The following is a 23,262-nucleotide window of genomic DNA, read 5'->3' as shown; positions in this document are numbered from 1 at the left end:
ATCGCAGCGAACCGGAAGAGCACATCACAATGAGCACGGGCCTTTATCCCGCAGATTTCTATGCTGAACGGCGGCGGCATACGTTGCATGCGGCGCGGCGCGTTCTGGGGGCGTTGCCGCCGGGACTGTTGCGCCGCCGTATTGCCGATATCGGGTGCGGAACCGGCACTTTTCTGGCCGCCGCGCTGGAGATGGGTGCCGAGGCGGCATTCGGCTTCGAGGGCGACTGGGTGACCCACGACATGCTGGATGAACAGCGCATCACCTTCGCGCCGCGCGACCTGGAACAGGGATTTTCCGGACCCAAGGTCGATCTGGTGATGAGCCTGGAAGTGGCCGAGCATCTCTCACCGGAACGGGCGCCGGGGTTTGTTGCCGATCTGTGTGCGATGGCGCCGGCGGTGCTATTTGGCGCCGCCATTCCCGGTCAGGGCGGGGTAGGCCACAGCAACGAACAATGGCCGAGCTATTGGGCCGGATTGTTCGCGCAACATGGTCTTGGCGCCCATGACGTGCTCAGACCCGTGATCTGGAACGATGAGGCCATCCCGGCCTGGTACCGGCAAAACACGATCCTCTATCTGCGCCCGGAACTGGCCGAGCAACTGGGGCTGGTGCCGAGTGAGATTGCCCAATTGGACCGGGTGCACCCGGCCTTCTGGAACCGCGCCAATCGCGAACTGAAATATGCCAATGCGCTGCCCGAGTCCGAAGTGCTGCGCCGGCAGGCCGAACAGCAACAACAGCAATAGGCGTCAGCGTGCTGCCCAGACCAGGCCGCGCTTGAGAATAGTGCGGATCTGGGGGATTTCCAGTTCGTCTGCCGTATGCCCGAGGGAGGAGTAAAACACCCGCCCCTTGTCATGCGTGGTGGTGAAAACCACCGGCATGACCACATCCTTGCGCCAGGGATGGTGCTCACCTGAAAACGTGGTGGTCGCCAGCACGTCAACGGCGGGGTCGTAATTGAGATAATATTGCTCGGAGGTGTGCTCGAAGCTCTCGATACCCGCCATGATGGGATGATCGGAGCGGGTGACATCTACCCTATAGGTCATGATATTGCCCGGGTGCTGCACCCAATAGACGCTGGCCGCATAGCGGAAGGGAACGCTGGCACGGAATGTGGTGGCCAAGCCCATATGGTAACCGGCCAGGCCCGTCCCGGCGCGGATGGCGGCGATCAGATTGTTCATCCTTTCGGGCGCCAGCGCGCCATCGGTGATGACCGGGACGACAAGGTCGTTGCTGCCGACGTCCTCGGCGCCCAGTGCGTCATAGTCCGGCGTGACCGTGACAGTGAAGCCTTCTTCTTCGAGCAGTTGCCGCACAACATGGGCACCGCGTTCGGGTGTGTGCAATTCCATGCCACCCCAGACCACGAGGGCTTTTTTCGTCATAGTCCCAATCCTACAGCTTGTGTTCGATGGACACCTCTGGGCACGAAACTGAAAGCATCGTCCTCACCAAGCAGCCTGGCTGCCAGGTGCACGACGGAGAGCCACATTTCGGTGCCCTGCAATCCAGGTTGCTGGCCATCGGCGAAGGCAAAGCCTTGCTCGTCCACCCAGCGCTGGCCGGCCCGCGCAATGACGGCACGCGCGATCTGTTCGGCCTCGGCGCGGCGATGATCGGTCTGGCCAAGGCAGAGCAGGAGTGGGTGGATGGTGTCGAGCAGATTGCAGGCCGTGTAGGTGGGCCCCGAGAACCCTTCATAGTTGCGGTAGTTGAGCAGCACGCTGTCGATGGCCGCTTCCGGGCGCGGCACGGCCACACCAAACTGGGCATAGGTGCCACGCGTCAGCCGGTAGAAACCGTTGACCGGCTGCAACAGACCCTCGCCCCTAGTGGGTGAACCCCAGAGGCCGGAGGCGCGATCCTGATTGAGCGCCAGCCAGCCGAAAAGCGTATCGCGCGCGTGGCCGGTGGTGAAATAGCGGGCGTTGAAATAGAGCGCGGTGCCGATGGCATCGACGCCGGCGCCAGCGCCCCAGGCGCGGCTGCGCCAGGGCAAGTTTTCCAGCCATTGGCAAAGATAGGGCGCAGAGAGTTCGACCGACGGGATCGGGTGTTGCGGTTGGCTGCCGAGTACTTCTAGCGCATAGCCGACCGCCAGGACATTATAGAGCGCAAGCCCGTCATCGCGCATAGCCATGTCCGGCTTTGGGGGCTGATAGGGATCGGGAAAGAGGCCGGTGTCAGGATCTTGCACGGCCTGCAGGCGGGCAATGGCGGCCGGAACATCCAGCCCATCAGGCACGCCGCCGAAGCCGGCGGCGATCTCGATGGCATCGCAGAGGTGGCGAATGCTTCTGCGGCTCTCGCCATGGTTTTCGCGGGATAGATAGTCTCCATCCGTCCTGTTGCGCTTGAGGATGCCTTGAAATTGCGCAGCGGCGCGCTCGCCCAGCGCCTGCAGTTGCGCAGGGGTCTCGTCGCGCCGACCGCGCCCGCGAAAGCGCAGCACCTTGGCCGGGACGCCGCCGACTATGGCTAGGTCTGGAACGTCCCTGCTGACCACGGCGCCCGCGGCAATCACCGCGCCCCGACCAATCGTGACGCCATCAACAACCACGGCGTTGGCGCCAATCCAGACATCATCGCCAATGGTGATGCCTAGGGCCTCGTGTTTTTGGCGGTAGATAGGCGTATCGGGGTCGTCATAGCCATGATTGAATCCGACCAGCGACACATGGCTGGCGATGCGGACCCCGTCCCCGCAGGTCACCTTGCCAGAAATCATGGCATAGGGATTGACCGTGCAGTGGGCACCAAACGTAACCTCCCCGCGCACCAGCGCATGGCCGGCGATCCAGCTCTGCTCACCCAGCACCAGCCTTGTAGTGAAAATGGCGGCATCGGCGGCGACATAGGCGGAAGGGTGGAACCGGGCCCCTGCCCGCTCGCCAAGTTCGGCCTGCCGGGCGCGGTGTTCGGGGTTGTCGATGTCCTGAGGTGTCCGGTCCCAGGTAAGGTATTGCAGGCGTTGGTGCTGCCAGTCCTTCATCAGGCCAGCCGCTCCAGCAACTCCGGCGCAATCTCGTAGAGCATGGGCTCGCCGCGCACGAAGCGTTCAATCTCTTCGACTGCCATCAGGCCCAAACGCGCCCGCTCGGTGCCGATAGCGCCGGCAACATGGGGCGTGAGAAAGACATTGGGCAGGCTGAAGAAAGGCGAACTGGCCGGCGGCACTTCAGGATCGGTCACGTCGATAACGGCATGGATGCGCCCGGTCTGCAATTCAGCCAGCAGGGCATCCTCTTCGACCAGCGCGCCGCGGGCCGTATTGATGAAAGCCGCTCCATCCTGCATCAATTTGAGCTGGCGCGACCCAATCATGCCCCTGGTGGAGGGTAACGAGGGCGCGTGCACCGAGACCAGATCGGAACGGGCCATGAGCGTGTCGAGATCGACAAGTTCGGCCTGCTGCGCGATCGGATCCTCGGGGCGAACGAAGGGATCGTAGAGCAACACGTTGAGATCAAAACCGGCGAGCAGGGCGGCTACGCGGCGGCCGATGCGCGAAGCGCCAACCAGTCCCACAGTGCGGCGATAGTTACCGATTGGTTGGTCCATCAAGCGATAGGCACTGCGGCGGGTGGGATCGTCGCGGTACAGATCGCGCAGTTCGAACACACGCTTATTGGCAAACAGGATCGCTGCGAGGGTGAACTCGGCCACCGGCACCGCATTGGCTTCGGCGGCATGGGTGACGCGAATGCCCGACGTGTAGGCTGTGGGGTCGACGGTATATTTGACCGTGCCGGCGGCATGGGCAATCAGCTTGAGGCGGGACGCGGCGCGCAGCACATCGGGGGTCAGCATGGGGCATCCCCAGCCGGTCACCAATATGTCGGCCTCTGCCAGCAGCGCTTTGTCCTGCGACGCGGAAAAGCCGGATAGCGGCGTGTGCGAGAGGATTTCGCAGCTCCGCCCAAGCCGATCCAAGGCGTCGGCTTCGAAGACATGGGCGGTCTTTTTCGGATCCAACGCAAAGATGAGTTTTGGTCGCATCAGAACCGCTCCGGCACCAATATGGCGCTGACATCGATGCCCTCGCGTGCGAACAGGGCCTCAAGCGCGGCAAGATCTGGGGCGTGAGGCGGGTTGGCCAGTGCCTTGTCGGCCTCTTCGCCGGCTGGCAGCGCCATGGCAGCGGTCACTAGTACTGTCGTTCCGGCCGGAATGTCGCCACGCAGCTGAGGCACGATGGTTTTCGAGACGACAAGATTGGAGTTGGGCAAAGCGCGGAAGGCCCGCCCCTCGCGCTGACCGCGGAGATCGAGGATAGCGCTGACATCGGTGGCCGAACGCGCCTCGCCGCGGCCCGGCGCATCGAGATAGGTGTCGGCATTGAGGTCCGCCCGGGCAATCGCAAATCCGCCCTCGGTGCCATGCAGGGCACGCGGCGTGGTAATGCGGTGGACGCGGATATGCCAGTGATGGGCTGGCACCAGCCAGGTTTCGACCGTCACGTCGCTCCAGGGTTTCCAGCACGCAAACAGGCAGTTTTCTGCAATCTGCGCGGTCTCGTTGGTTTCGCGCACCCGGTAATGACGGCCATCATCGCTCAGTGCCAGCGCCCCGTCGAACGCTCCCTGGTGATAGCTGCGCTCATCGACCTCGACCGAAAAGCCGTAGCGTGAGGAATAAGCGAACTTGGCATATTTCTCGGTGCCGTGCCGCATCTGCCAATTCTGCTGGCCACTCGAAAGCGCCACGACATTGCCGGGGGAGTGCTGCATGACCATGCCGGGATGCTTGAGAGGGACGGGTTTTGCGTCAAACCCGGCCGCTTCCTCCTCTGCTGTCCAGAACGGATGGTCGGCCGGCAAGGCCAATGGCAGAAACGCCTTGAGCGCCCAATAGGGCGAGCCGGCAGAGTTGTAGCTCTCGGACATGAAGAGGTTGGGATAGCCGTAGCCGATGGACAGCACACCATTGCCATGGGCGATGGGCTTGTCGGCCCACCAGCGCAGATGGCGCAGAAAGTAGCCCTTGATCTTGCCCCAGGGCAAAGCCTCGAGGTCGGCGAAAGCCAGAGCGCCCCAGAAGCCGCCGCAGGCGAAGCGATAGGTCAGGCTTCGCCCGAAGGCCAGTGTGCCACCATCTTCATCGAACCAGTGCTGGATGTCCTTGGCGAACAGGGCCGCGCGCTCCTTGTAGGCAGCAGCGCGCTTTTCGTCGCCACGGGCGAGCTTGGCGTAGATCAGGCCATAGAAGTGCATGGCAAAGGGAATGTAGTGGTCGATGCGGCGCACATTGCCGTCGCGATACCAGCCATCGCCCAGATAGAAGCCATCCAGCTCCTCAAGATATTGTTCAGTCAGGCTGCGATCGAAGTCGACGCCGCATTCTGCCAGGCCCAGATCGACCAGGATGCGGAAGAACTTCCAGTTATTGTGGGCATAATCGAACTGGCGGGCGTGCTTGAGATAGGCCGCCATATTGTCCTTGGCTTCTTGCGGGAGCGGCTCCCAGACGAGATGGGGCACCATGCGCATGGTGAAACCGATGGCCGCCAGCTCGACCATGCGCTGGTCGGTTGAGTTGACCTGTCCCCAATATTCGGGATGCTCGGGATCGGTGCCATTGGCGAGGCCCTGGCGGTAGAGTTCCCAATGTTCGAAATCAGCACCGCCGGCAGCCAGCGGGGTCAGGCCCCAGAGTGGACGGGCGAAGCCTTCCAGGTCGGCGGCGGCACGGTCGAAATGAGCCCCTGCCCCATCAAGCCGGACGCGGGCGCCACCTTGCGAGAAATAGGGCAGCAAGGGATCGAACAGATCGCGCAGGCCCTTTTCGACGTCGGCGCGGGAATGGAGCGGGTTGCCAAACAGCGGATTGGCGGTGGCCGGATCATAGGTCATTTATGCAATAGCCTTTTGCGGCGCGTCATAGGCACCGGTCAGTTCGAGTGTTTCGGCAAAATGGCAGGCCGCCTGCTGGGCCGTGCCGTTGATGGTACGCAGAGCCGGCTTTTCGCTGCGGCAGCGGTCCTGGGCATATTTGCAGCGGGTGTGGAACGGACAGCCCTGCGGGCGATTGCCGAGATAGGGAATTTCGCCCTTGAGTTCGGTGCGCCGGCCTTTGCGCCGGGTCGGGTCGGCAATGGGCAGGGCCTCGAGCAGCATTTCTGTGTAAGGATGGCGCGGTCGCTCGAACAGCATTTCGGTGGGCGCATTCTCCACCACATGGCCAAGATACATCACGACCACCCGGTCGGCGATGTAGTTCACCACGCCCAGATCGTGGCTGATGAAGATGTAGGTGAGGCCGAAATCTGCCTTGAGATCGTCAAGCAGATTCAGCACCTGGGCCTGGATCGACACGTCAAGCGCCGAGACGGCTTCATCGGCAATGACCAGCCTTGGGTCGAGCACCAGGGCGCGGGCAATGCCGATGCGTTGGCGCTGGCCACCGGAGAACGCATGCGGATAGCGACCGGCGGCGTCGGACGCAATGCCGACCTTGGCCAGCGTATCATAGACGCGCGCTTCCAATTCCTTGCCGCGCATGAGCTTGTGGATCCGGAGCGGCTCGGCGACGATGTCGAAGACCCGCATATTGGGATTTAGCGAACTCATCGGGTCCTGGAAGATCATCCGGATATCGCGGCGAAGAGGCTTGATCTCCCGCTTGTTCAGCGTGGTGAGATCAACCGCCTCGCCGCCCTCGGGATGGTACCGGACATGACCCGAGGTCACCGACAGAGCCTTGATGATGCAGCGTCCTAGCGTAGTTTTGCCGCAGCCGCTTTCGCCCACGATGGCGAGGGTTTCCCCCTGTTCTACGGTCAGATTGATATCGTTGAGGGCGACGAGGTCACGGCCCTTGCCGAACAGGCCGCCGCCGAGGGTGAACACCTTGGAGAGATTTTCGACGGAAAGCAGCGTGGTCATGCGAGGGCCTCCGCCGGTTCATGGGCAAGGAGATGGCAGCGCGCCACATGGCCGGCGCTGACCTGGGTGCGTTCGGGCCGCTGAGCTGGGCACGGCGCGAAGGCATGCGGACATCGGCTGGTAAAGGCGCAGCCCGAAGGGCGGTCCCTCGGCGAGGGCACAGTGCCCTTGATGGGGGAGAGCCGCTTTCGGTCGGCCTTGCGCGAGAGGCGCGGCACCGAGTTCATCAGCGCCTGGGTGTAGGGGTGTTTAGGGCGGCGGAACACTTCATAGACGTCGCCCTGCTCCACCACATCGCCCAGATACATCACGGCAATTTCGTCTGCCACTTCGGCCACCACGCCCAGATCGTGGGTGATGAACAGCATGGCCATGCCGTAGTCGTCCTGGAGCTGGCGCAGCAGGTCGAGGATCTGGGCCTGGGTGGTGACGTCGAGCGCGGTGGTCGGCTCATCGGCGATGAGCAGCTTGGGGGTGCAGGCCAGTGCCATGGCAATCATGGCGCGTTGCCGGAGGCCGCCGGAAAGCTCGAAGGGATAGGCATTGGCCCGGTCGCGCGCACCGGGCACGCCGACCTGGTCGAGCAAAGCGACGGTACGTTCGCGGGCCTGCTTTGGCGACAGGCGCTCATGCAGGATGATGAATTCGTCGATCTGGTCGCCAATGGTGTGGACGGGCGAGAGCGAACTCATCGGCTCCTGGAAGATCATCGAGATTTCGGCGCCGCGAATGGAGCGCATGGCGAGGCTATCGGGCTTGAGCCGGGCAATATCAACGGCGCCCTGGCCGGTATCGAACAGGATCTCGCCGGATGGGATGATCGCATTCTTGTCGAGCAGGCGGAGAACGGCGCGGGCGGTGACGGACTTGCCGCAGCCGCTTTCGCCGACCAGGGCCAGCGTCTTGCCGGGGGTCAGGGAGAGATCGACCTGCCGGACAGCTTCGATATCGGCCTCGTCGGGTGACGAGAAGCTGATCGACATGTTTCTTACGGTTAGGAGCGGTTTATCGGCCATGGGGATCTGCGGCATCACGAAGGCCGTCTCCGAAGAAGTTGAGGGCAAGAATGATAACCACCACGCAAATGCCGGGGGCGAGAAGCCAGGGCGCCGTGGCCAGGGTACGGATGTTCTGGGCTTCCTGGAGCAGCGTGCCCCAGGAGACGATGGGCGCCTGCAGGCCGAGGCCGAGGAAACTCAACGCGGTTTCGGCCAGGATCATGCCGGGAATGGCGAGCGTCGCTGCTGCAATGATGTGGCTGGTGAAGCTGGGCACCATGTGGCGGGTGATGATGCGCCAGTCGCTGGCGCCGTCCAGTTGGGCGGCAGTGACGAAATCCTCGGTGCGCAGTGAGAGGAACCTGCCGCGCACCACGCGGGCCAGTTCGGTCCATCCGATCAGCGAGAGAATGATGGTGATGGCGAAATAGGTCTGCAGCGCGGTCCAATCCTTGGGCAGAGCCGCTGCAAGGCCGAGCCAGAGCGGGATGGTGGGCATGGAGCGGATGAATTCGACGATGCGCATGACGGCACTGTCGAACCAGCCACCGTAGAAGCCGGCAAAGCCGCCAATGATGATGCCGAACAACAGGCTGAGCGTGACGCCGGCCAGACCAATCGACAGCGAGATGCGGGTGCCGTGGATAAGGCGGCTCAGCAGGTCGCGTCCGAGCCGGTCAGCGCCCAGAATGTAGAAGGGATCGCGGGGGCCTTCGACGCCCATAAGCTTGACCGACATGGGGATGAATCCAGCCAGCTGGTAGGGCTCGGACGGAGCGAAGAAGCGGACCGGGATGACCACTTCGGGATCGACCACGAAGGTGCGCCGCATGGCTTGGGGGTCGACCTCGGATTTGTAACCATTGACGTGGGGCTGAAAGGACCAGCCGCCATCCTCGTTCTGGAGGAACAAGTGCAAGCCCTGTGGCGGCGCATAGGTGAACCGGGCGCTATAGGCAGACGGATCGGTCGGCGCCAGAAACTCGGCCAGGGCGGCGATAAGGTAGAAAGTGATAACCAGCCAGAGGCTGACCACGGCCAGCTGGTGCTGGCGAAAACGCCGCCACATCAGGGCAAGCTGGGACTCGCGGCGTATTTTGCGGGGGGCAGCGGCCTCTGCCGGGGAAATCGTCTCGACGGCCATGTTATTTGCTCCCATAGCGGATGCGCGGATCAATCCAGGCCAGCAGCAGATCTGAAACCAGCGTGCCGATGACGGTGAGTACCCCGAGCAACATTATGAGCGCGCCGGCCAGATACATGTCCTGGCTGGTCAGCGAGCGCAGCAATAGCGGGCCGGCGGTCGGCAGGTTGAGCACCACCGAAACGATGACCGAGCTTGAAACCAGGGTGGGCAGCAGCCAGCCAATGGTGGAGACCAAGGGGTTGAGCGCCACGCGCACGGGATATTTGAGGATTACCTTCCACTCCGGCAGGCCCTTGGCCCGGGCAGTGGTGACATAGGGCTTTTTCAGCTCATCGAGCAGGTTGGCGCGCAGGATGCGGATCAGCTCTGCGGTTCCCGCGGTGGCCAGAACAAGCACAGGGGCCCAGGCACGGGACAGGAAGTCCCAGATGCGCGGCAGGCTCCAATGGGCGTTCTCGAACTCGGGCGAGAACAGACCGCCAATGGTGGTGCCGAACCAGACGAAGCTGAGGTACATCAGGACCAGCGCCATCAAGAAATTGGGCACGGCCAGGCCAATGAAGCCGCCAATGGTGGCCAGGTAATCGCCCAGTGAATATTTACGCACCGCAGCATAGATGCCGATGGGCAGCGCGATGGTCCACATGGCAAAGACGGCCAGGCCTTCGATCAGGATGGAGTTGCCCAAACGTCCCCAGATCAGGGTGGTGACCGGCGCCTTCCATTCAAAACTCTGCCCGAAATCACCCCTGCCGACAATGCCGGAAATCCACTTCCAGTACTGTACGAGGAAAGGTTCGCCGAAGCCATATTGCTGGCGCAGCGCCTCGATGGTGGAGGGATCCACCCGGTCGCCGTTTGAATTGAGTGTGGCCACATAGGTGGTCAGGTAATCGCCTGGCGGCAGCTGAATGATGGCGAAGGCGACGACGCTGACTGCCCAAAGGGTGAGGACCATGGCGATGAGGCGATTGATGATGAAACGCAGCATGGGCGTCTTCCTGGAATAACGAACTGGATGCGCCCTCGCCCCTTGCGAGAGACGGACCGATTTTCTGCGGCCGATAGAACTTCGGTGTGAGGACTTCCTGCAAGCGCCTGGCCGTCATGCCCGGGCGACCTCTCACCTGCCCATGTGGGGCACCGTCTCCCCAAAGGGAGAAGGAAAACTCTCAAGCTCTCAGCCACCCCGCGACCTCTGGGGAGGGGCCGCGGGAGGCCGGGAGGGACCTATTCAGCAGCGAAGTACCACTGGAACGGGTCGTAGGGACCTGGGGTCGGGAACAGATAAGCGTGCAGCATCGGCTCGGCGATGTTCCGCATGTTGTTCTTGGCGATGTAGTAGCCATTGCCAGGCAGGCTGACGCCGATGACCGGGAAGTTCTCCTTGGAGATTTCCAGGATCTGCTTCATCAGGTCGGATCGGACTTCCGGATCACCCTCGGCGCGGAGCTGGGTGTAGAGGTCCATCTGGTTCCTGGCCCATTCAGCCGGCTCTTCGGCAATCTCGGGGTTGGCGCCGTTGTACCAGGCCTGCCAGCGGAAGGCCCAGACGCTCTCGCCATTGGCCGGGAAGTAGTAGCGGGGCTCCTGCACCACATCGAGGCCGCCATCTCCCTGCCAGATCTGGGCGTCATAGTCACCCAGCGGACGCTTGTCGTAATAAAGCGTGCGGTCGATGTTGTTGAGTTCGATATCCAGGCCACCGGCCTCAAGCTGCAACTGCATCAGCTCCATCATGTCGACCCATTCCGAACGGAAGGACGCGATCAGGTCAATGGTGATCTGCAGCGGCGTGCCGTCGGCGAAGGTGTAGACGTCCCCAGACTTGACCAGGCCTGCAGCCTCGAAGGCGGCGGCGGCGGCATCGGGATCGAACTCGGTGTACTGCTTGGCGAATTCCTCATCATAGAAGGGGCTTTCCGGGCGTGGTGCGACTTGGAAGGGTTCGCCCTGGCCAGTAAAGACCACATCGATGATTTCCTGGCGATCGAGCAGATGGCTGACGCCGATGCGGAAGTCCTTGTTCTGGAACAGTTCGCGACGCTTCTCGTCAACGTGGTTCATGTTGAACTGGAGCACCAGGGTATTGGACGTCGAAGGAACGTTGGCGCCGAGGCGATAGTCGCCCGCTTCCTGGCCATCAAAGAACAGCGGCTGATTGGCAACGGTGGCGATGTGGCGGTCCTGGAAGTCGATCTCGCCATTGAGCGCCATCAGCGTGATCTCTTCGAGCGAGTCCGAAACGCGCATGCTGAGCCGGTCGATGTAAGGAAGCTGGTTCCCCTCGGTGTCGACCTTCCAATAATAGGGATTGCGCACAAAGGTGGTGCGCGTTGCATCGCCCGTCAGCGGCTCCTCGATCATCCACGGGTTCATCATGGGCAGATCGGGATTGGCCCAGCGGATGGTTTCGGTAGCCCAGGAGCAGCGATCCTGCATGTGCAGTTCCCAGGTCTGGAAACCGGCTGCCTGGGCATTGGCCTCGGCATCCGGATTATACTTGGGGTAGAACTGGCTGCAGTATTCCTTGTTGAGCGAGACGACGGTGAAGCCGTTGACGCTGGCCAGATCGTCCATGATCAGGCCATTGGGGTTCTCAAAGACGAAGCTGAAAGTCGTCTCGTCGATGACCTCGACGGTCACCGGGTTGTTGGGGTTCTTGATGAAGGTGCCGGCGCCATAGCTGGGTTCGCTCATCAGCTCGACAGCGAAAGCGATATCAGCACTGGTAAAGGGGGTGCCGTTGTTCCACTTCAGCCCTTCGCGCAGCTTGAAGGTGTAGGTGCGCGAATCTTCGCTGACTTCCCAGCTTTCGGCCAGGTTGGGAATGATTTCGTCCCACTCGCGGTTGTAGCGCACCAAGCCATCATAGGCGACGGTGCGGGCAATCCAGGCGTTATCGAGACCGCCGCGCAGGGCGCTGCGCCAGGTGCCGCCATAGGTGCCGATGCTCTCTACAGGCTCGACGACCAGCGGATTGGCAGGCAGGCGCTCCTCAACAGGCGGCAGCTCGCCGCTTTCCACCAGCGCATCAAGCATGGGCGCCTGTTGCTGGGCCCAGGACGGCCCGGCCGCGGCCACAATGGCTGTCAGGGCCACTGCCCCGGCCAAACCAGACAAATGGTTCATTCTCATTCTTGTCCTCCCTCAGTCGACGCCGGTTGGCATCGACGCAAATTCAGGTCCGGCTTTCCTCTGGGCCGGTCCGTCAGATCCTCACGCTGGGGTGAGGTGCTCAGTGCCGTTCAGCTTCCCTCCCGGAAGCGAAAATTCGCCCTGCGTTCAGCTTTGTTTGGGCTAAGCGCGCTGATGCGGCACACGCAAAGCTACGCATGAAATTGCGCAATTTCAAGCTTTTTGCGTGTTTCACGCAATTTCTGCAATTTTGCGGAAATTGCATCGCAAAGCCAGCCCGATAGGACCGCTTCCGAAGTGGCCAAACGGGGGTATTTCAACATTCGAGCTAAGAAAATTTGCGCTGACCGCCGATCAGAGCGGCTGATGCACCGTTTCGCCATCGATCAGCGACAGGCCGATTTCGAGCTGCTGCACGGCCAACTCACCATCGAGCCGATTGGCCAGCAAACGCACCACTCCGCGGCCGAGTGCCTCGCGATCCACCCGAACCGTGCTGAGGCGCGGACTGGCCATGCCGGCAATGGGCAGATCATCGAAACCCATAATGGAAAAGCCGGCCCGCATTGGCGAATCCTGACCAAGCAGAGACTCGACCATGGTGACGGCAACGCTGTCATTCCAGCAGAAGACCGCGGTCACATCGTATTTGCCGTCAAGCAGAGCTGCGAGCAGATCCTTGCTGGTGTGCTCGTTGGAGATCACCACGACCCCTTCGGTGCCGGTGTTGGCGGCCACCGCCGCTTCAAACCCGCGCCGGCGCTGCAGGATGGTTGGGCGGTGACAGTAAGTGTAGTGCAGGATCTTGCGGTGCCCGGCATCAATAAGGTGCTGGGTGGCCATATAAGCGCCGTAAAAATTGGCCGGACACACGGAGCTGAAGCGCATCAGCGGATCGCTGCCGTTGGCCAGGACCAGCGCCAGATCGTTGTCCAGGACCCATTGCGCGAGGGCCTTATCGGGATCGATACCGGCCAGGATGAGGCCATTTGCGCCTGTCTTGGAGACCTGGCGGCGAACAAAGTCGAGCGTCACGAGATCTTCATTGACCAGCCGGACGTCCAGCACCAGACCCAGTGCCTCGGCCTGGGCCCGCATGCCCTCGACAATGTCATAATAGAAGCTGGCCAGACTGCCTACGGCACTGTTGATCGGCACCAGCGCCAGGGCCCGCTTGTCGAGGCGAATACCGTTCGGCGGATGCTTGCTCTTATAGCCCATCATCCGGGCAACCCGCTGCACCTCGCCGCGCACGGCATCGCTGATGCCGATTTCATTGGCCAGCGCCCGCGATACGGTGGACACCGAGACGCCCAGCTTTTCTGCGATATCGGCCTGGCTGGCGCGCTTGCCCGGTGCCATTGCGGTCCCTCTCCTGCTCCCTTACGCAATATTTGCGTTTCTTGAGTAAATCAAGGGCCAATTCTCAGGGGCATACCGGTCCAGGCCCCTTTTGATGAACAGAGTGTGTGGACAGCGCTTCCCAACAGGTCCGCCGTTCGATAGCACCGCTTGACGCTTGTCACGAATTCCCGCATTTAAGGCGCGTTGCGGGTGTAGCTCAATGGTAGAGCAGAAGCTTCCCAAGCTTACGACGAGGGTTCGATTCCCTTCACCCGCTCCATTTCCCCGACATCGCCGCTAATTTTGATGGCTACCGACACTGCCTGGCGGCGGTTTGCCGGCTGGCGCCGCGCGTCTAGCTCGCGGCGGCATGCAGGATAGCCATAAGCGATCTTGTAGGGTGCAGAGACGTTCTGCGAGGGTGCGGGGTGATAGCGTTGGCCCGCACATGGCCCTATTCGATACGCTGGCAGATGCCGCCGGGATCAATCCGGCGACATCGTGTTTCGGTTTGAACGGGGTCAGGCCGACCGGTTCTTGTTGTAGAGATCGAAGAACACGGCTGCGAGCAGCACCACGCCCTTGATCATCTGCTGCCAGTCGATGTTGACGCCCATGATCGACATGCCGTTGTTCATCACGCCCATGATGAAGGCACCAATCACCGCGCCGGCCACCTGCCCCACACCACCCAGCGCCGATGCGCCGCCGATGAAGACGGCCGCGATGACGTCGAGTTCGAGACCCTGCCCGGCCTTGGGCGTCGCCGAATTGAGGCGGGCTGCATAGATCATGCCAGCCAGCGCCGCCAGGGCGCCCATGATGGCGAAGATGTAGAAGGTGGTGCGTTCGGTCTTGATGCCCGACAGCGCCGCCGCCTTGAGATTGCCGCCAAGGGCGTAAATGCGGCGGCCGAAGGTCAGGCGCTTGGTCATAAACACGAAGAAGGCGATGAGAACCCCCATCACCACCAGCACATTGGGCAGGCCGCGATAGGAGGCGAGCATATAGGCGAAGAACAGCACCAGCGCCGCGATCACCACATTCTTGATGATGAACAGGCTGAACGGCTCAACGTCGTAGCCGCGCGCCAGACGACGGCCGCGCCCGCGGATCGAGAAGAACACCATGCCGACAATGGCCAGGATAGCGATGACCATGGTGGTGGAGTGCAGCACCACGTTCTGGCCGTTTTCGGCCAGCCAGGGCATGGTGATCGGGCCAACGATATCGGGGATAAAGCCGGCCGAAAGCATCTGGAACTCAGCCGGGAACGGACCAACCGACTTGCCGGCCAGGATGGCCAGCGACAGCCCCTTGAAGATCAGCATGCCGGCCAGCGTGACGATGAAGGCCGGAACCCGGTGATAGGCAATGATATAGCCCTGCGCGGCCCCGATGGCCGCACCGGCCACAAGACAGATGGCGCCAGCGACCAGCGGATGGGCCAGGAAAGCCAGCTCGGGCGGGAAATTCCAGCCCACCATGAGCATGGCTGCCAGTGCGCCGATGAAGCCAGAGACCGAGCCGACCGAAAGGTCGATGTGACCGGCCACGATGACCAGAAGCATGCCCAGCGCCATCACGATGATGTAGCTGTTCTGCAGAATGATGTTGGTCAGGTTCACCGGCTTGAACAGCACGCCATTGGTGAAATACTGGAAGAACAGCATGATGAGGATCAGTGCCAGCAGCAGCCCGTAATCGCGCATATTGGCGCGCAGGGCACCCATCAGCGTCATTTCATGGGCCTGAGCCGGCTGGGCCGCGGAACCGGTTCCGGTCGGTGCAGTTTCGGTGGTCATGATGCCTTTCCTTCGGCGCGCACGATGGAGCGCATGATCTTTTCCTGGCTCGCCTCGCTGGTGGGCATTTCGCCCACGATGCGGCCTTCATTCATAACATAGAGACGGTCGGTGATGCCCAGGAGCTCGGGCATTTCGGAGGAGATCACCAGGATCGCCTTCCCCTGGGCGGCGAGCTGATTGATGATGGTGTAGATTTCGTATTTGGCCCCGACGTCGATGCCGCGGGTCGGCTCGTCGAGAATGAGCACATCAGGGTTGGCGTAGAGCCATTTGCTCAGCACCACCTTTTGCTGATTGCCGCCAGAGAGGTTGCCCACGACCTGATAGACGCTGGAGGAGCGGATATTGGTCTTCTTGCGGTAATCATTGGCCGCGTCGAGTTCGGCCAGATCGTCGATCACGCCCCAGCGCGACACCCCCATCAAATTGGCGATGGTCGTGTTGTGCTTGATGTGGTCGATCAGATTGAGGCCATAGGTCTTGCGGTCCTCGGTGGCATAGGCAATGCCATTGCGGATCGACTTGTCGACGCTTGAAGTATCCACCTTCTGGCCATTGACGAAGACCTCACCCGAAATCTTCTGGCCGTAGGACTTGCCGAAGACGCTCATGGCAAATTCGGTGCGGCCCGAACCCATCAGGCCGGCAATGCCGACGACCTCTCCCTTGCGGAGCGAGATGTTCACATCGCGAATGATCTGGCGCTCGCGATGCTGGGGATGAAAGACGTTCCAGTTGCGCACCTCGAGCACCACTTCGCCCACATTCGGCGTACGGGACGGATAGCGATCATTAAGCGCGCGGCCCACCATCGAGGTGATGATCCGATCCTCGGTGATGTCCTCGGTGTTCATCGTCTCGATCGACTTGCCGTCGCGAATGACCGTCACACGGTCGGCAATGCGGGAAATCTCGTTGAGCTTGTGGCTGATGATGATCGAGGTGATGCCCCGCTTCTTGAATTCGAGCAGCAGGTCGAGCAGTGCCTGGCTGTCCTTTTCGGAGAGCGATGCGGTGGGCTCGTCCAGAATGAGCAATTGCACCTGCTTGGAGAGCGCCTTGGCGATCTCGACGAGCTGCTGCTTGCCCACACCGATATTGGTGATCAGGGTGTCGGGATCTTCCTTGAGCCCGACCATCTTGAGCAGCTTGCGTGCGCCGTCACGGGTTTCGTCCCAATCAATGATGCCGCCCTTGGCCTGCTCATTGCCCAGAAAGATATTCTCGGCAATCGACAGCAATGGCACCAGCGCCAACTCCTGATGGATGATGACGATGCCCTTGTGCTCGCTGTCGCTGATCGATTTGAAGTGCTGTTCTTCGCCCTGATAGATGATCTGCCCGTCATACGAGCCTGTGGGATAGACCCCGCTCAGCACTTTCATCAGCGTGGACTTGCCCGCGCCGTTCTCGCCGCAAATGGCGTGAATCTCGCCCTCGCGCACGTCCAGGTTGACGTCGGAAAGCGCCTTGACGCCGGGGAAGGTCTTGGTGATGCCGCGCATCTCCAGAATGGTCTTGGTCATGCTGACCCTGTCATTTCAGTGACCGACAATGGGCTCACTAGGTCTTGCTCCTTGTGAACCCGGCCTTCCGCTCGCCCATGGGGACCGCCGGAAAGCCCGGTGAAATAGCCTGAATAGGGACCCCGAATAAACGGGATCCCTTGTTTGTAAAGCCGCTTACTGCAGCTCTTCGGCCTTGATGTAGCCCGAAGCGATCACGCGTTCTTCGTAGTTGGTGACATCGACTTCATACGGGGTGAGCAGGATCGAGGGCACAACCTTGACGCCATTGTCATAGGTCGAGGTGTCCAGGCCGGTCGGCTCTTCGCCCGAGAGCACGGTGTTGATGAGCTGGGCGGTGTACTGGGCCAGTTCGCGGGTGTCCTTGAACACGGTCGAGTACTGCTCGCCGGCGATGATCGCCTTGACCGACGGGGTTTCCGCATCCTGGCCGGTGATGATCGGCCAAGACAGGTCGCCCGAGCCATAGCCAACGCCGCGCAGCGAAGAGATGATGCCGCGGCTCAGGCCATCATAGGGGGCCAGCACGCCATGCACGCGGCTGCCGTCCGAATAGTTGGCCGAGAGGATGTTATCCATGCGTGCCTGGGCGACGGCGCCGTCCCAACGCAGCGTACCGACCTGCTCCATGCCCTGCTGGCCCGACTTGATCACGATGTCACCAGCGTCGATCATCGGCTGCAGCACGGCCATGGCGCCGTCGTAGAAGAAGAAGGCGTTGTTGTCGTCCGGCGAACCGCCGAACAGCTCGACATTCCAGGGCTTGTCGTCGCCGAAACGGGCCTCGAGACCCTTGACCAGGCTGTTGGCCTGAAGCACGCCCACCTGGAAGTTGTCGAAGGTGGTGTAGTAATCAACATTGGGGCTTTCGAGGATCAGACGGTCATAGGCAATGACCTTGACACCCTGGTCGGCAGCGTTCTGCAGCACGGCCGAGAGCGTGGTGCCATCGATGGAGGCCACCACGAGAGCCTTGACGCCCTTGGTCACCATGTTCTCGATCTGAGCGAGCTGGTTGGGAATGTCGTCTTCCGCATATTGCAGGTCGACGGTGTAACCCATGCCTTCGAGCGCGGTCTTGAGCTCGTTGCCGTCCGAGATCCAGCGCAGCGACGACTGGGTCGGCATGGCAATGCCGATCTGACCCTTGTCCTGGGCAAAGGCGCCGGTAACTGCAGTAGCGGCCAGCGCGCCCGCAGCGAACAGCGTCGCAATTGATTTGAGAACCTTCACGTCTCGACTCCCTAAAAACTTTCGAGATTGGTTGATTATGGTCTTGTGGGATCGGGGACGTCACGCAGCCCTGGCCCGACCAGCGCTGACGCAGCCGCAAGGCCGCACCATCGATTGCCGGCTGACGCCGCATCTGGAACAGGCCAATACCCTGAGGGGCATGACTTGACGATCTGCTTGAAATCCTCCGGTACAGACGGCGGTCCGCCGCCATGGACTCTCCCAAGCCCACGCATTCGAAGCTAGAATAATCAGATAGGCATGTAAAGCGTCGCCTTGCACCCCAATGTGTATTTTTCGACTATCGCAAAAAAATCCAGAGCATATGGCGCAACGGACACCTGAATTATCGGAATGACAGGCGGGGCATGATCGTGGGTTGTCTTGGCTCGAAAAAACGGTCAAAAATGTTCAAAGTTATCTGATATGTTTGGGAGTTGAGAATTTCCAGAAGTGGTTCCATATCCGGGCGGGGAAGCGCTGTCGGCGATGTTGCAGACGATCTTGCCCACGAAATCCTCACCGCACTGACCCCGGGCGCAAGCCTGCCCAGCGAAGCCGAGCTTGCCAGCCGATATGCGGTGAGCCGCCTGACCATTCGCGAGGCGGTCAAGCTACTTGCCGGACGCGGCCTGCTGGACATTGCGCGGGGCCGGAAAGCTGTAGTGCGGGTGCCAGACGGCACGGCCTTTTCAGATTTTCTGACATCGCTGTTACACAATGACTCCAAGAGCCTGTTCGACCTGATCGAAGTGCGGCTCTCGCTCGAAGTGCAAAGCGCGACCCTGGCCGCCAAACGTGCGAACCGCGCCGGGATTGCGGCCATCGAAAGCGCGTTGCGCGGCATGCAGGACAATGCCGACGCGGCCATAAAGGGGGACCCGGCAGCAGACCGCCGTTTCCACGATTTCGATGTAGGGTTCCACGAGGCGATTGCCCTGGCCAGTGGCAATCGTATCCTGGGCTATCTGTTCGAGGCCATGTCGACGCAACTCAGGCATGGCATTCAGATCAGCCGGCGCGGTCACGCCAATCGCGGGCACACGCTGTACGACACCATCGCCTGGCATGAACGCATTCTAGAGGCCATCCGGGCGGGCAATGCCCGGGCGGCCGGCGAGGCCATGCGCCAGCATCTCAAGGATACCGAGAACGATATTCGCAATGCACTCTCAAACGTGGCCGACCAGGCGACCTGATTGATTGGTTGGCCCACAGGCACAGCGGCAAAATACAATGCCAGTTGACGCGCATGCCGGTGCACGCTTATCGCCAATGGTGCAGATTTGCCTGGCCCTTGCCGAACAGGTGCGTATCGATCTGTACCTGGCTGACCGCGATCCCGCAGCGGGACAACTGCCCAATTCACGGAGGCCCGGCATTGGCTAGACGCTCAGAACATGCTTCGGCCTCGCCCTGGCTGATCGCGGCCATGCGGCTGGGCGTTCTGGCACTGCTCATGCTGCTTTGGGCGGTGGCCGCCGACAATGTCAGCCGCAATATCATCCCCTCGCCGCTGGAAACGTTTGAGGCCGCCAGGCGGCTCTGGGCTGATGGCCGGTTGCCGACAGCGCTCGGGGCTAGCCTGGTCACCTATCTGGGCGGCTTTGCGCTGGCCGTCGCGTTTGCCCTGCCACTGGGCATTGTCATGGGCGCGTTTGGCCTGTTGGGCCGAACCATTGAGATCTATGTCTATGCACTTGCGGCGACGCCCCGAGTGGCGTTCATTCCGCTCATCATCCTCACGCTGGGGCTGGGCATAGAGGCCAAGCTGTTCGTGGTGTTTCTCGGCGCGGTCATGCCGATCATCATCAACACCTATGCCGGAGTGCGCCAGGCAGACCCGGATCTGGTCGAAATGGCCCGCAGCGCCGGCGCGTCACGCAGCCGCATCTTCAGGGCCATCGTGCTGCCCGGCGCGGTGCCCTATGTGCTGGCAGGCCTGCGCATCGGGGCAACGATCGGGCTGATCAACACGGTTGTCGCCGAGCTCTACACCGCCGTGACCGGCCTGGGCGGGCTGCTGGCCCTTTATGGCAATACTTTCCGTATGGCCGAATATTTTGTCATCGTCCTCACGCTGGCCGCGATCGGTGTCGTCGTCACCGAAGTGCTGCGCCTGCTCGAACTCCGCCTGACCCGTTGGTCGAATTGAATACCGAAGAAAACGAGACTTTTCCAATGCCATCCATGCTCATCCGCCGTCTTGCGCCATTGGTTCTTCTGGGCGCGTTCGCCACTAGCGCATTGGCCCAGTCGGATGCGCCATTTCGCCTGATCGTCACCCATCTCGAGCCACCTTTGGTGCCCAATTCGGTGATGGATCTGGCTGAAACGCTCGGCTATTTCGACCAGGAAGGCGTCAATGTCGAACTGGTCCGCGTGCAGCAGACTCCCTCGGCGCTGGCTGCCCTGCAGGCAGGCGAAGGCGAAATGGCCAATATCGGGGTAGATGCCCTGCTGCAGGCCATTGCCGCCGGGGCGACCGACCTGCGCGCGGTGACATCACCCAACAAGGCGCTGCCGTTTCTGATTGCCGCCAATGACGAGATCCTCACCGTGGGAGACCTGGCCGGTGCCAGCTTTGGTGTCGGCCGGATCGGGAGCCTTGATCATTCCCTGTCCAGTCTGGTGCTCGACAGCATGGGCGCCGATATCGAACAGTCCCAGATCGTGACTCTGGGCCAGCCCAGTGTGCGTGCCCAGGCCCTGGCCGCAGGGCAAATTGACGCCACCACCATGTCGATCGGCACCTGGCTGAGCCTGCCCGACACCTCCGGCCTACATGTGCTGGTCGACCAGGACGCCTATTTTGCCGCGGCGCCGCTGGTCAACAAGGTCAATGCCGTACCAGGCGAGGTACTGGCGGAACGCCCCGACGACGTGGCCGCCGTCATCCGGGCCCTGATCCGCATCAGCCGCGATGTTGCGGCCGATCCGCAGCTCTGGGTGGACGGCATGGCCGAAGCGCTGCCCGATGCCGACACCGCCGTGCTGGATATGTTGGTGACAAGCTTTGCCACAAGCTGGAGCGTCAATGGCGGGATGAGCGCCGATGAACTGACCTATACGGCAGACTGGCTTTATGGCACCGAGGATTTCTCCGCAGTCCCTCCCCTGGCGCTAGAAGACTGGGTGAGCTTTGCGGCGGTCGATGCGGCACTGGCCTCCCTCGGGGCCGCCGCCGGCATGGACCCTGCGGATCGATGAGCCATTCCCCGTCCGTGCCCGATGCTATCCATAGATCCACGTCGCGCGGACGGGGCATTCGTTTTTCTGGCGTCAGCAAGGCGTTCACCGTGGGCAATGGCGCGCGGACCAGTGCGGTGCGGGAAGTCGATCTCGAGATTGCCGAACGGCAGTTCGTCGCCCTGATCGGCCCTTCGGGCTGTGGCAAGAGCACTTTGCTGCGTCTGGCGGACGGGCTGCTGGAACCGGACACCGGCCGTATCGAGATCGGCGATGCACCGCCGCGGCCCGGTCCGGCCATCGGCATGGTCTTCCAGAACTTTCGCCTCATCCCCTGGCGCAGCGTTGCGGGAAATGTGGGCTTTGCCCTCGAAGGGCAGAGCCTTGATAGGACAGAGTTGAATCATCGGGTTCAGGCGCAGCTTGAGCAGGTTGGACTGGCGGGATGGGCCGGTCACTATCCAGCCCAGTTGTCGGGTGGCATGAGACAACGCGTGGCGCTGGCACGCGCCCTGATTGGCCGGCCGAGCGTGCTGCTGATGGATGAACCCTTTGCGAGCCTGGACGCCCAGACGCGTGAGTTGATGCAGGATGACCTGCTAGCGCTGTGGGAGCGCCAACACCCCACAGTGCTGTTTGTTACCCATAGCGTGGATGAGGCCCTGCTGCTGGCCGACCGGGTGATCGTGATGGGCGGGGGCGCCGTGCTCGAAGACCTGCGGGTCGACCTACCGCGGCCGCGCCGTAGTACCGATGCCCGGAGGGCCACCGAATATGGCCGATTGCGCGAGCATTTGTGGTCGCGAATCCGGGACCTGGTGCTGGCCGATCCGACATCGGCGTTTTTTGGCCGGCATGTCCAAGCAGATAGGGAACGCGGCTGATCTGGACCAGGCAAGTCGTCAGCCCGGACCGCGATACTCAGTTAAGGTACTGTTTCCAATAGACCTTCTACGTAGCTCTCCGTGCAAGGAGAACTTCGTATGCCTGTGGCCGTACTCAATGTCCGTCCCACTCGTCAAAGATCACTCAACCGCGTCCGCATGGATAATCGCAACAGGGAACTGGCACTGAACAGCATCGGTGAACGCGTGCTGCTCTATGCGCCGCGAGACGAACCGCGCCATGGCTATTTCGCCACGGCAATGCTGGCAGATGTTGCTCCCGACATGACGCAACGCCGTTTCATGTTTCTGATGCTGGATGATGTCGTCCATTTCACGCGCTGTGTTTCGCTTGAAGCGCTTGCGGCCCCGCTGGAGAGCCGGGCATATCGAGAGGATGGCAGCCTGGATTTCAGCTATTTCTCGCCCAACATCCGGGCGCTGCTGCCAGAGGACCAACGAGCAGCAGCTGCGCTTGCCAGCCAGAATCGTGCCATGGACGGATTCGATATGCCGCCGGCACCGCGGTTTCGCCATTTGGACGGACCGGCCCCCCTACGTCGCGCCAAGGACACCATATTGCGCAATGTGCGCTTGCGCTGGTCAGTATTACAGGCTTACGGAACCGCCTGTGCTGTCTGCGGGGACGACAACTCCATTCACGCGATTGGTGCCCATGAGGTGGAAGTCTGCCACTTGCGAGCGCTTGCGCATGGCGGTCCGGACGAACTGACCAATGCCATGCCCATGTGCCGCACGCATCACTGGTTCTATGACCGCGGCGGATTCACGCTGGCCGATGCCGACGGGATCATACTGAGCACTCTGGCCCCGGCATCGCTTCGCCGACACCTGCATGGGCGGCAGGTCGCCCGCTTCCCCAATGCGGTGCAGGCCTGGCCACGGGCCGAGCATTTGCAGTTTCACCGGGAGCATGTGTTTCTGGGATAGGTCAGGGGTCTTTGAACGCAAAACGCCCCCGCGATTTATTGCGGGGGCGTTTTGAGATTTTGGTTTTGTGAAGAGAGTGTGTGTTTTTTGCAGACCTTGCAGTGACCTACTCTCCCAAGTCTTGAGACTTAGTACCATTGGCGCG

General features: G+C 61.6%; 19 protein-coding genes and 1 tRNA gene. 7 read left to right on the top strand and 13 right to left on the bottom strand.

Annotated features, from left to right (window positions below):
• The first annotated feature begins 29 nt into the window (after positions 1-29).
• Positions 30-752, top strand: coding sequence for a class I SAM-dependent methyltransferase (locus GO014_RS16960; RefSeq protein ID WP_157291521.1), 723 nt, complete (start codon positions 30-32; stop codon positions 750-752).
• A gap of 3 nt (positions 753-755) precedes the next feature.
• On the opposite strand, the gene GO014_RS16955 is transcribed toward GO014_RS16960, so the two are convergent.
• From GO014_RS16955 to GO014_RS16910, 10 genes are all read right to left on the bottom strand, one after another.
• Entirely contained in the window at positions 756-1,400 is a 645-nt protein-coding gene (locus GO014_RS16955) for a ThuA domain-containing protein (RefSeq protein WP_157291520.1), read from the bottom strand.
• Entirely contained in the window at positions 1,397-3,007 is a 1,611-nt protein-coding gene (locus GO014_RS16950) for an acyltransferase (RefSeq protein WP_157291519.1), read from the bottom strand. The genes GO014_RS16955 and GO014_RS16950 overlap by 4 nt, the downstream gene beginning before the upstream one ends.
• Positions 3,007-4,017, bottom strand: a complete 1,011-nt coding sequence (locus tag GO014_RS16945) for a hydroxyacid dehydrogenase (RefSeq protein ID WP_157291566.1) — start codon at positions 4,015-4,017, stop codon at positions 3,007-3,009. Before GO014_RS16945 ends, GO014_RS16950 begins: the two co-directional genes overlap by 1 nt.
• Positions 4,014-5,867 carry a DUF2264 domain-containing protein gene (locus GO014_RS16940; protein WP_157291518.1) on the bottom strand — a complete coding sequence of 618 codons (1,854 nt, stop codon included), beginning with the start codon at positions 5,865-5,867 and terminating at the stop codon, positions 4,014-4,016. Before GO014_RS16940 ends, GO014_RS16945 begins: the two co-directional genes overlap by 4 nt.
• Complete coding sequence (locus GO014_RS16935) at positions 5,868-6,899, bottom strand: ABC transporter ATP-binding protein (protein WP_157291517.1); 1,032 nt, start codon at positions 6,897-6,899, stop codon at positions 5,868-5,870.
• A complete protein-coding gene (locus GO014_RS16930) occupies positions 6,896-7,921 on the bottom strand; it encodes an ABC transporter ATP-binding protein (RefSeq protein ID WP_425482096.1) in 1,026 nt (341 codons plus the stop codon). The genes GO014_RS16935 and GO014_RS16930 overlap by 4 nt, the downstream gene beginning before the upstream one ends.
• Positions 7,905-9,041: an ABC transporter permease gene (locus tag GO014_RS16925; protein ID WP_210252473.1), complete on the bottom strand. Its 1,137-nt coding sequence runs from the start codon at positions 9,039-9,041 to the stop codon at positions 7,905-7,907. Before GO014_RS16925 ends, GO014_RS16930 begins: the two co-directional genes overlap by 17 nt.
• 1 nt (position 9,042) lies before the next feature.
• Positions 9,043-10,035 carry an ABC transporter permease gene (locus GO014_RS16920; RefSeq protein WP_157291514.1) on the bottom strand — a complete coding sequence of 331 codons (993 nt, stop codon included), beginning with the start codon at positions 10,033-10,035 and terminating at the stop codon, positions 9,043-9,045.
• Positions 10,036-10,274: 239 nt separating this feature from the next.
• Positions 10,275-12,176 carry an ABC transporter substrate-binding protein gene (locus GO014_RS16915; RefSeq protein WP_157291513.1) on the bottom strand — a complete coding sequence of 634 codons (1,902 nt, stop codon included), beginning with the start codon at positions 12,174-12,176 and terminating at the stop codon, positions 10,275-10,277.
• Positions 12,177-12,536: 360 nt separating this feature from the next.
• Positions 12,537-13,544, bottom strand: a complete 1,008-nt coding sequence (locus GO014_RS16910) for a LacI family DNA-binding transcriptional regulator (RefSeq protein ID WP_157291512.1) — start codon at positions 13,542-13,544, stop codon at positions 12,537-12,539.
• Positions 13,545-13,732: 188 nt separating this feature from the next.
• Here GO014_RS16910 and GO014_RS16905 point away from each other — a divergent pair.
• Positions 13,733-13,806: transfer RNA gene (locus GO014_RS16905), tRNA-Gly, on the top strand.
• A gap of 241 nt (positions 13,807-14,047) precedes the next feature.
• On the opposite strand, the gene mmsB is transcribed toward GO014_RS16905, so the two are convergent.
• From mmsB to chvE, 3 genes are all read right to left on the bottom strand, one after another.
• Positions 14,048-15,331, bottom strand: a complete 1,284-nt coding sequence (mmsB, locus tag GO014_RS16900; RefSeq protein ID WP_157291511.1) for a multiple monosaccharide ABC transporter permease — start codon at positions 15,329-15,331, stop codon at positions 14,048-14,050.
• Positions 15,328-16,860 carry a multiple monosaccharide ABC transporter ATP-binding protein gene (mmsA, locus tag GO014_RS16895; RefSeq protein WP_157291510.1) on the bottom strand — a complete coding sequence of 511 codons (1,533 nt, stop codon included), beginning with the start codon at positions 16,858-16,860 and terminating at the stop codon, positions 15,328-15,330. Before mmsA ends, mmsB begins: the two co-directional genes overlap by 4 nt.
• A gap of 156 nt (positions 16,861-17,016) precedes the next feature.
• Complete coding sequence (gene chvE / locus GO014_RS16890; RefSeq protein WP_343030997.1) at positions 17,017-18,093, bottom strand: multiple monosaccharide ABC transporter substrate-binding protein; 1,077 nt, start codon at positions 18,091-18,093, stop codon at positions 17,017-17,019.
• A 437-nt stretch (positions 18,094-18,530) separates the two neighbouring features.
• On the opposite strand from chvE, the gene GO014_RS16885 reads away from it, so the two are divergent.
• The 5 genes from GO014_RS16885 (at position 18,531) to GO014_RS16865 (ending at position 23,117) form a co-directional block, all read left to right on the top strand.
• The gene (locus GO014_RS16885; protein WP_157291509.1) at positions 18,531-19,292 is read left to right on the top strand and encodes a FadR/GntR family transcriptional regulator; all 762 of its coding nucleotides are present in this window, start codon (positions 18,531-18,533) and stop codon (positions 19,290-19,292) included.
• Positions 19,293-19,474: 182 nt separating this feature from the next.
• On the top strand, positions 19,475-20,248 hold the full coding sequence (locus tag GO014_RS16880) for an ABC transporter permease (RefSeq protein ID WP_246204704.1): 774 nt from the start codon (positions 19,475-19,477) through the stop codon (positions 20,246-20,248).
• A gap of 26 nt (positions 20,249-20,274) precedes the next feature.
• A complete protein-coding gene (locus tag GO014_RS16875) occupies positions 20,275-21,303 on the top strand; it encodes an ABC transporter substrate-binding protein (RefSeq protein WP_210252472.1) in 1,029 nt (342 codons plus the stop codon).
• Positions 21,300-22,166, top strand: a complete 867-nt coding sequence (locus GO014_RS16870) for an ABC transporter ATP-binding protein (protein WP_157291508.1) — start codon at positions 21,300-21,302, stop codon at positions 22,164-22,166. Before GO014_RS16875 ends, GO014_RS16870 begins: the two co-directional genes overlap by 4 nt.
• A 99-nt stretch (positions 22,167-22,265) precedes the next feature.
• Positions 22,266-23,117 carry an HNH endonuclease gene (locus GO014_RS16865; RefSeq protein ID WP_157291507.1) on the top strand — a complete coding sequence of 284 codons (852 nt, stop codon included), beginning with the start codon at positions 22,266-22,268 and terminating at the stop codon, positions 23,115-23,117.
• The last annotated feature ends 145 nt before the right edge of the window (positions 23,118-23,262 follow it).

This window comes from Devosia marina, assembly GCF_009758415.1.
Taxonomy (GTDB): domain Bacteria; phylum Pseudomonadota; class Alphaproteobacteria; order Rhizobiales; family Devosiaceae; genus Devosia; species Devosia marina.
Note: the sequence above shows the minus strand (reverse complement) of the source record. Positions and strands in the feature narration are given on the sequence as shown.

What these genes read in the sequence shown, in the direction of transcription:
- GO014_RS16960 (WP_157291521.1), top strand. Translation starts at nt 30, where the DNA reads ATGAGCACGGGCCTTTATCCCGCAGATTTCTATGCTGAACGGCGGCGG.
- GO014_RS16955 (WP_157291520.1), bottom strand. Translation starts at nt 1,400, where the DNA reads ATGACGAAAAAAGCCCTCGTGGTCTGGGGTGGCATGGAATTGCACACA.
- GO014_RS16950 (WP_157291519.1), bottom strand. Translation starts at nt 3,007, where the DNA reads ATGAAGGACTGGCAGCACCAACGCCTGCAATACCTTACCTGGGACCGG.
- GO014_RS16940 (WP_157291518.1), bottom strand. Translation starts at nt 5,867, where the DNA reads ATGACCTATGATCCGGCCACCGCCAATCCGCTGTTTGGCAACCCGCTC.
- GO014_RS16935 (WP_157291517.1), bottom strand. Translation starts at nt 6,899, where the DNA reads ATGACCACGCTGCTTTCCGTCGAAAATCTCTCCAAGGTGTTCACCCTC.
- GO014_RS16925 (WP_210252473.1), bottom strand. Translation starts at nt 9,041, where the DNA reads ATGGCCGTCGAGACGATTTCCCCGGCAGAGGCCGCTGCCCCCCGCAAA.
- GO014_RS16920 (WP_157291514.1), bottom strand. Translation starts at nt 10,035, where the DNA reads ATGCTGCGTTTCATCATCAATCGCCTCATCGCCATGGTCCTCACCCTT.
- GO014_RS16915 (WP_157291513.1), bottom strand. Translation starts at nt 12,176, where the DNA reads ATGAACCATTTGTCTGGTTTGGCCGGGGCAGTGGCCCTGACAGCCATT.
- GO014_RS16910 (WP_157291512.1), bottom strand. Translation starts at nt 13,544, where the DNA reads ATGGCACCGGGCAAGCGCGCCAGCCAGGCCGATATCGCAGAAAAGCTG.
- mmsB (WP_157291511.1), bottom strand. Translation starts at nt 15,331, where the DNA reads ATGACCACCGAAACTGCACCGACCGGAACCGGTTCCGCGGCCCAGCCG.
- mmsA (WP_157291510.1), bottom strand. Translation starts at nt 16,860, where the DNA reads ATGACCAAGACCATTCTGGAGATGCGCGGCATCACCAAGACCTTCCCC.
- GO014_RS16875 (WP_210252472.1), top strand. Translation starts at nt 20,275, where the DNA reads ATGCCATCCATGCTCATCCGCCGTCTTGCGCCATTGGTTCTTCTGGGC.
- GO014_RS16870 (WP_157291508.1), top strand. Translation starts at nt 21,300, where the DNA reads ATGAGCCATTCCCCGTCCGTGCCCGATGCTATCCATAGATCCACGTCG.
- GO014_RS16865 (WP_157291507.1), top strand. Translation starts at nt 22,266, where the DNA reads ATGCCTGTGGCCGTACTCAATGTCCGTCCCACTCGTCAAAGATCACTC.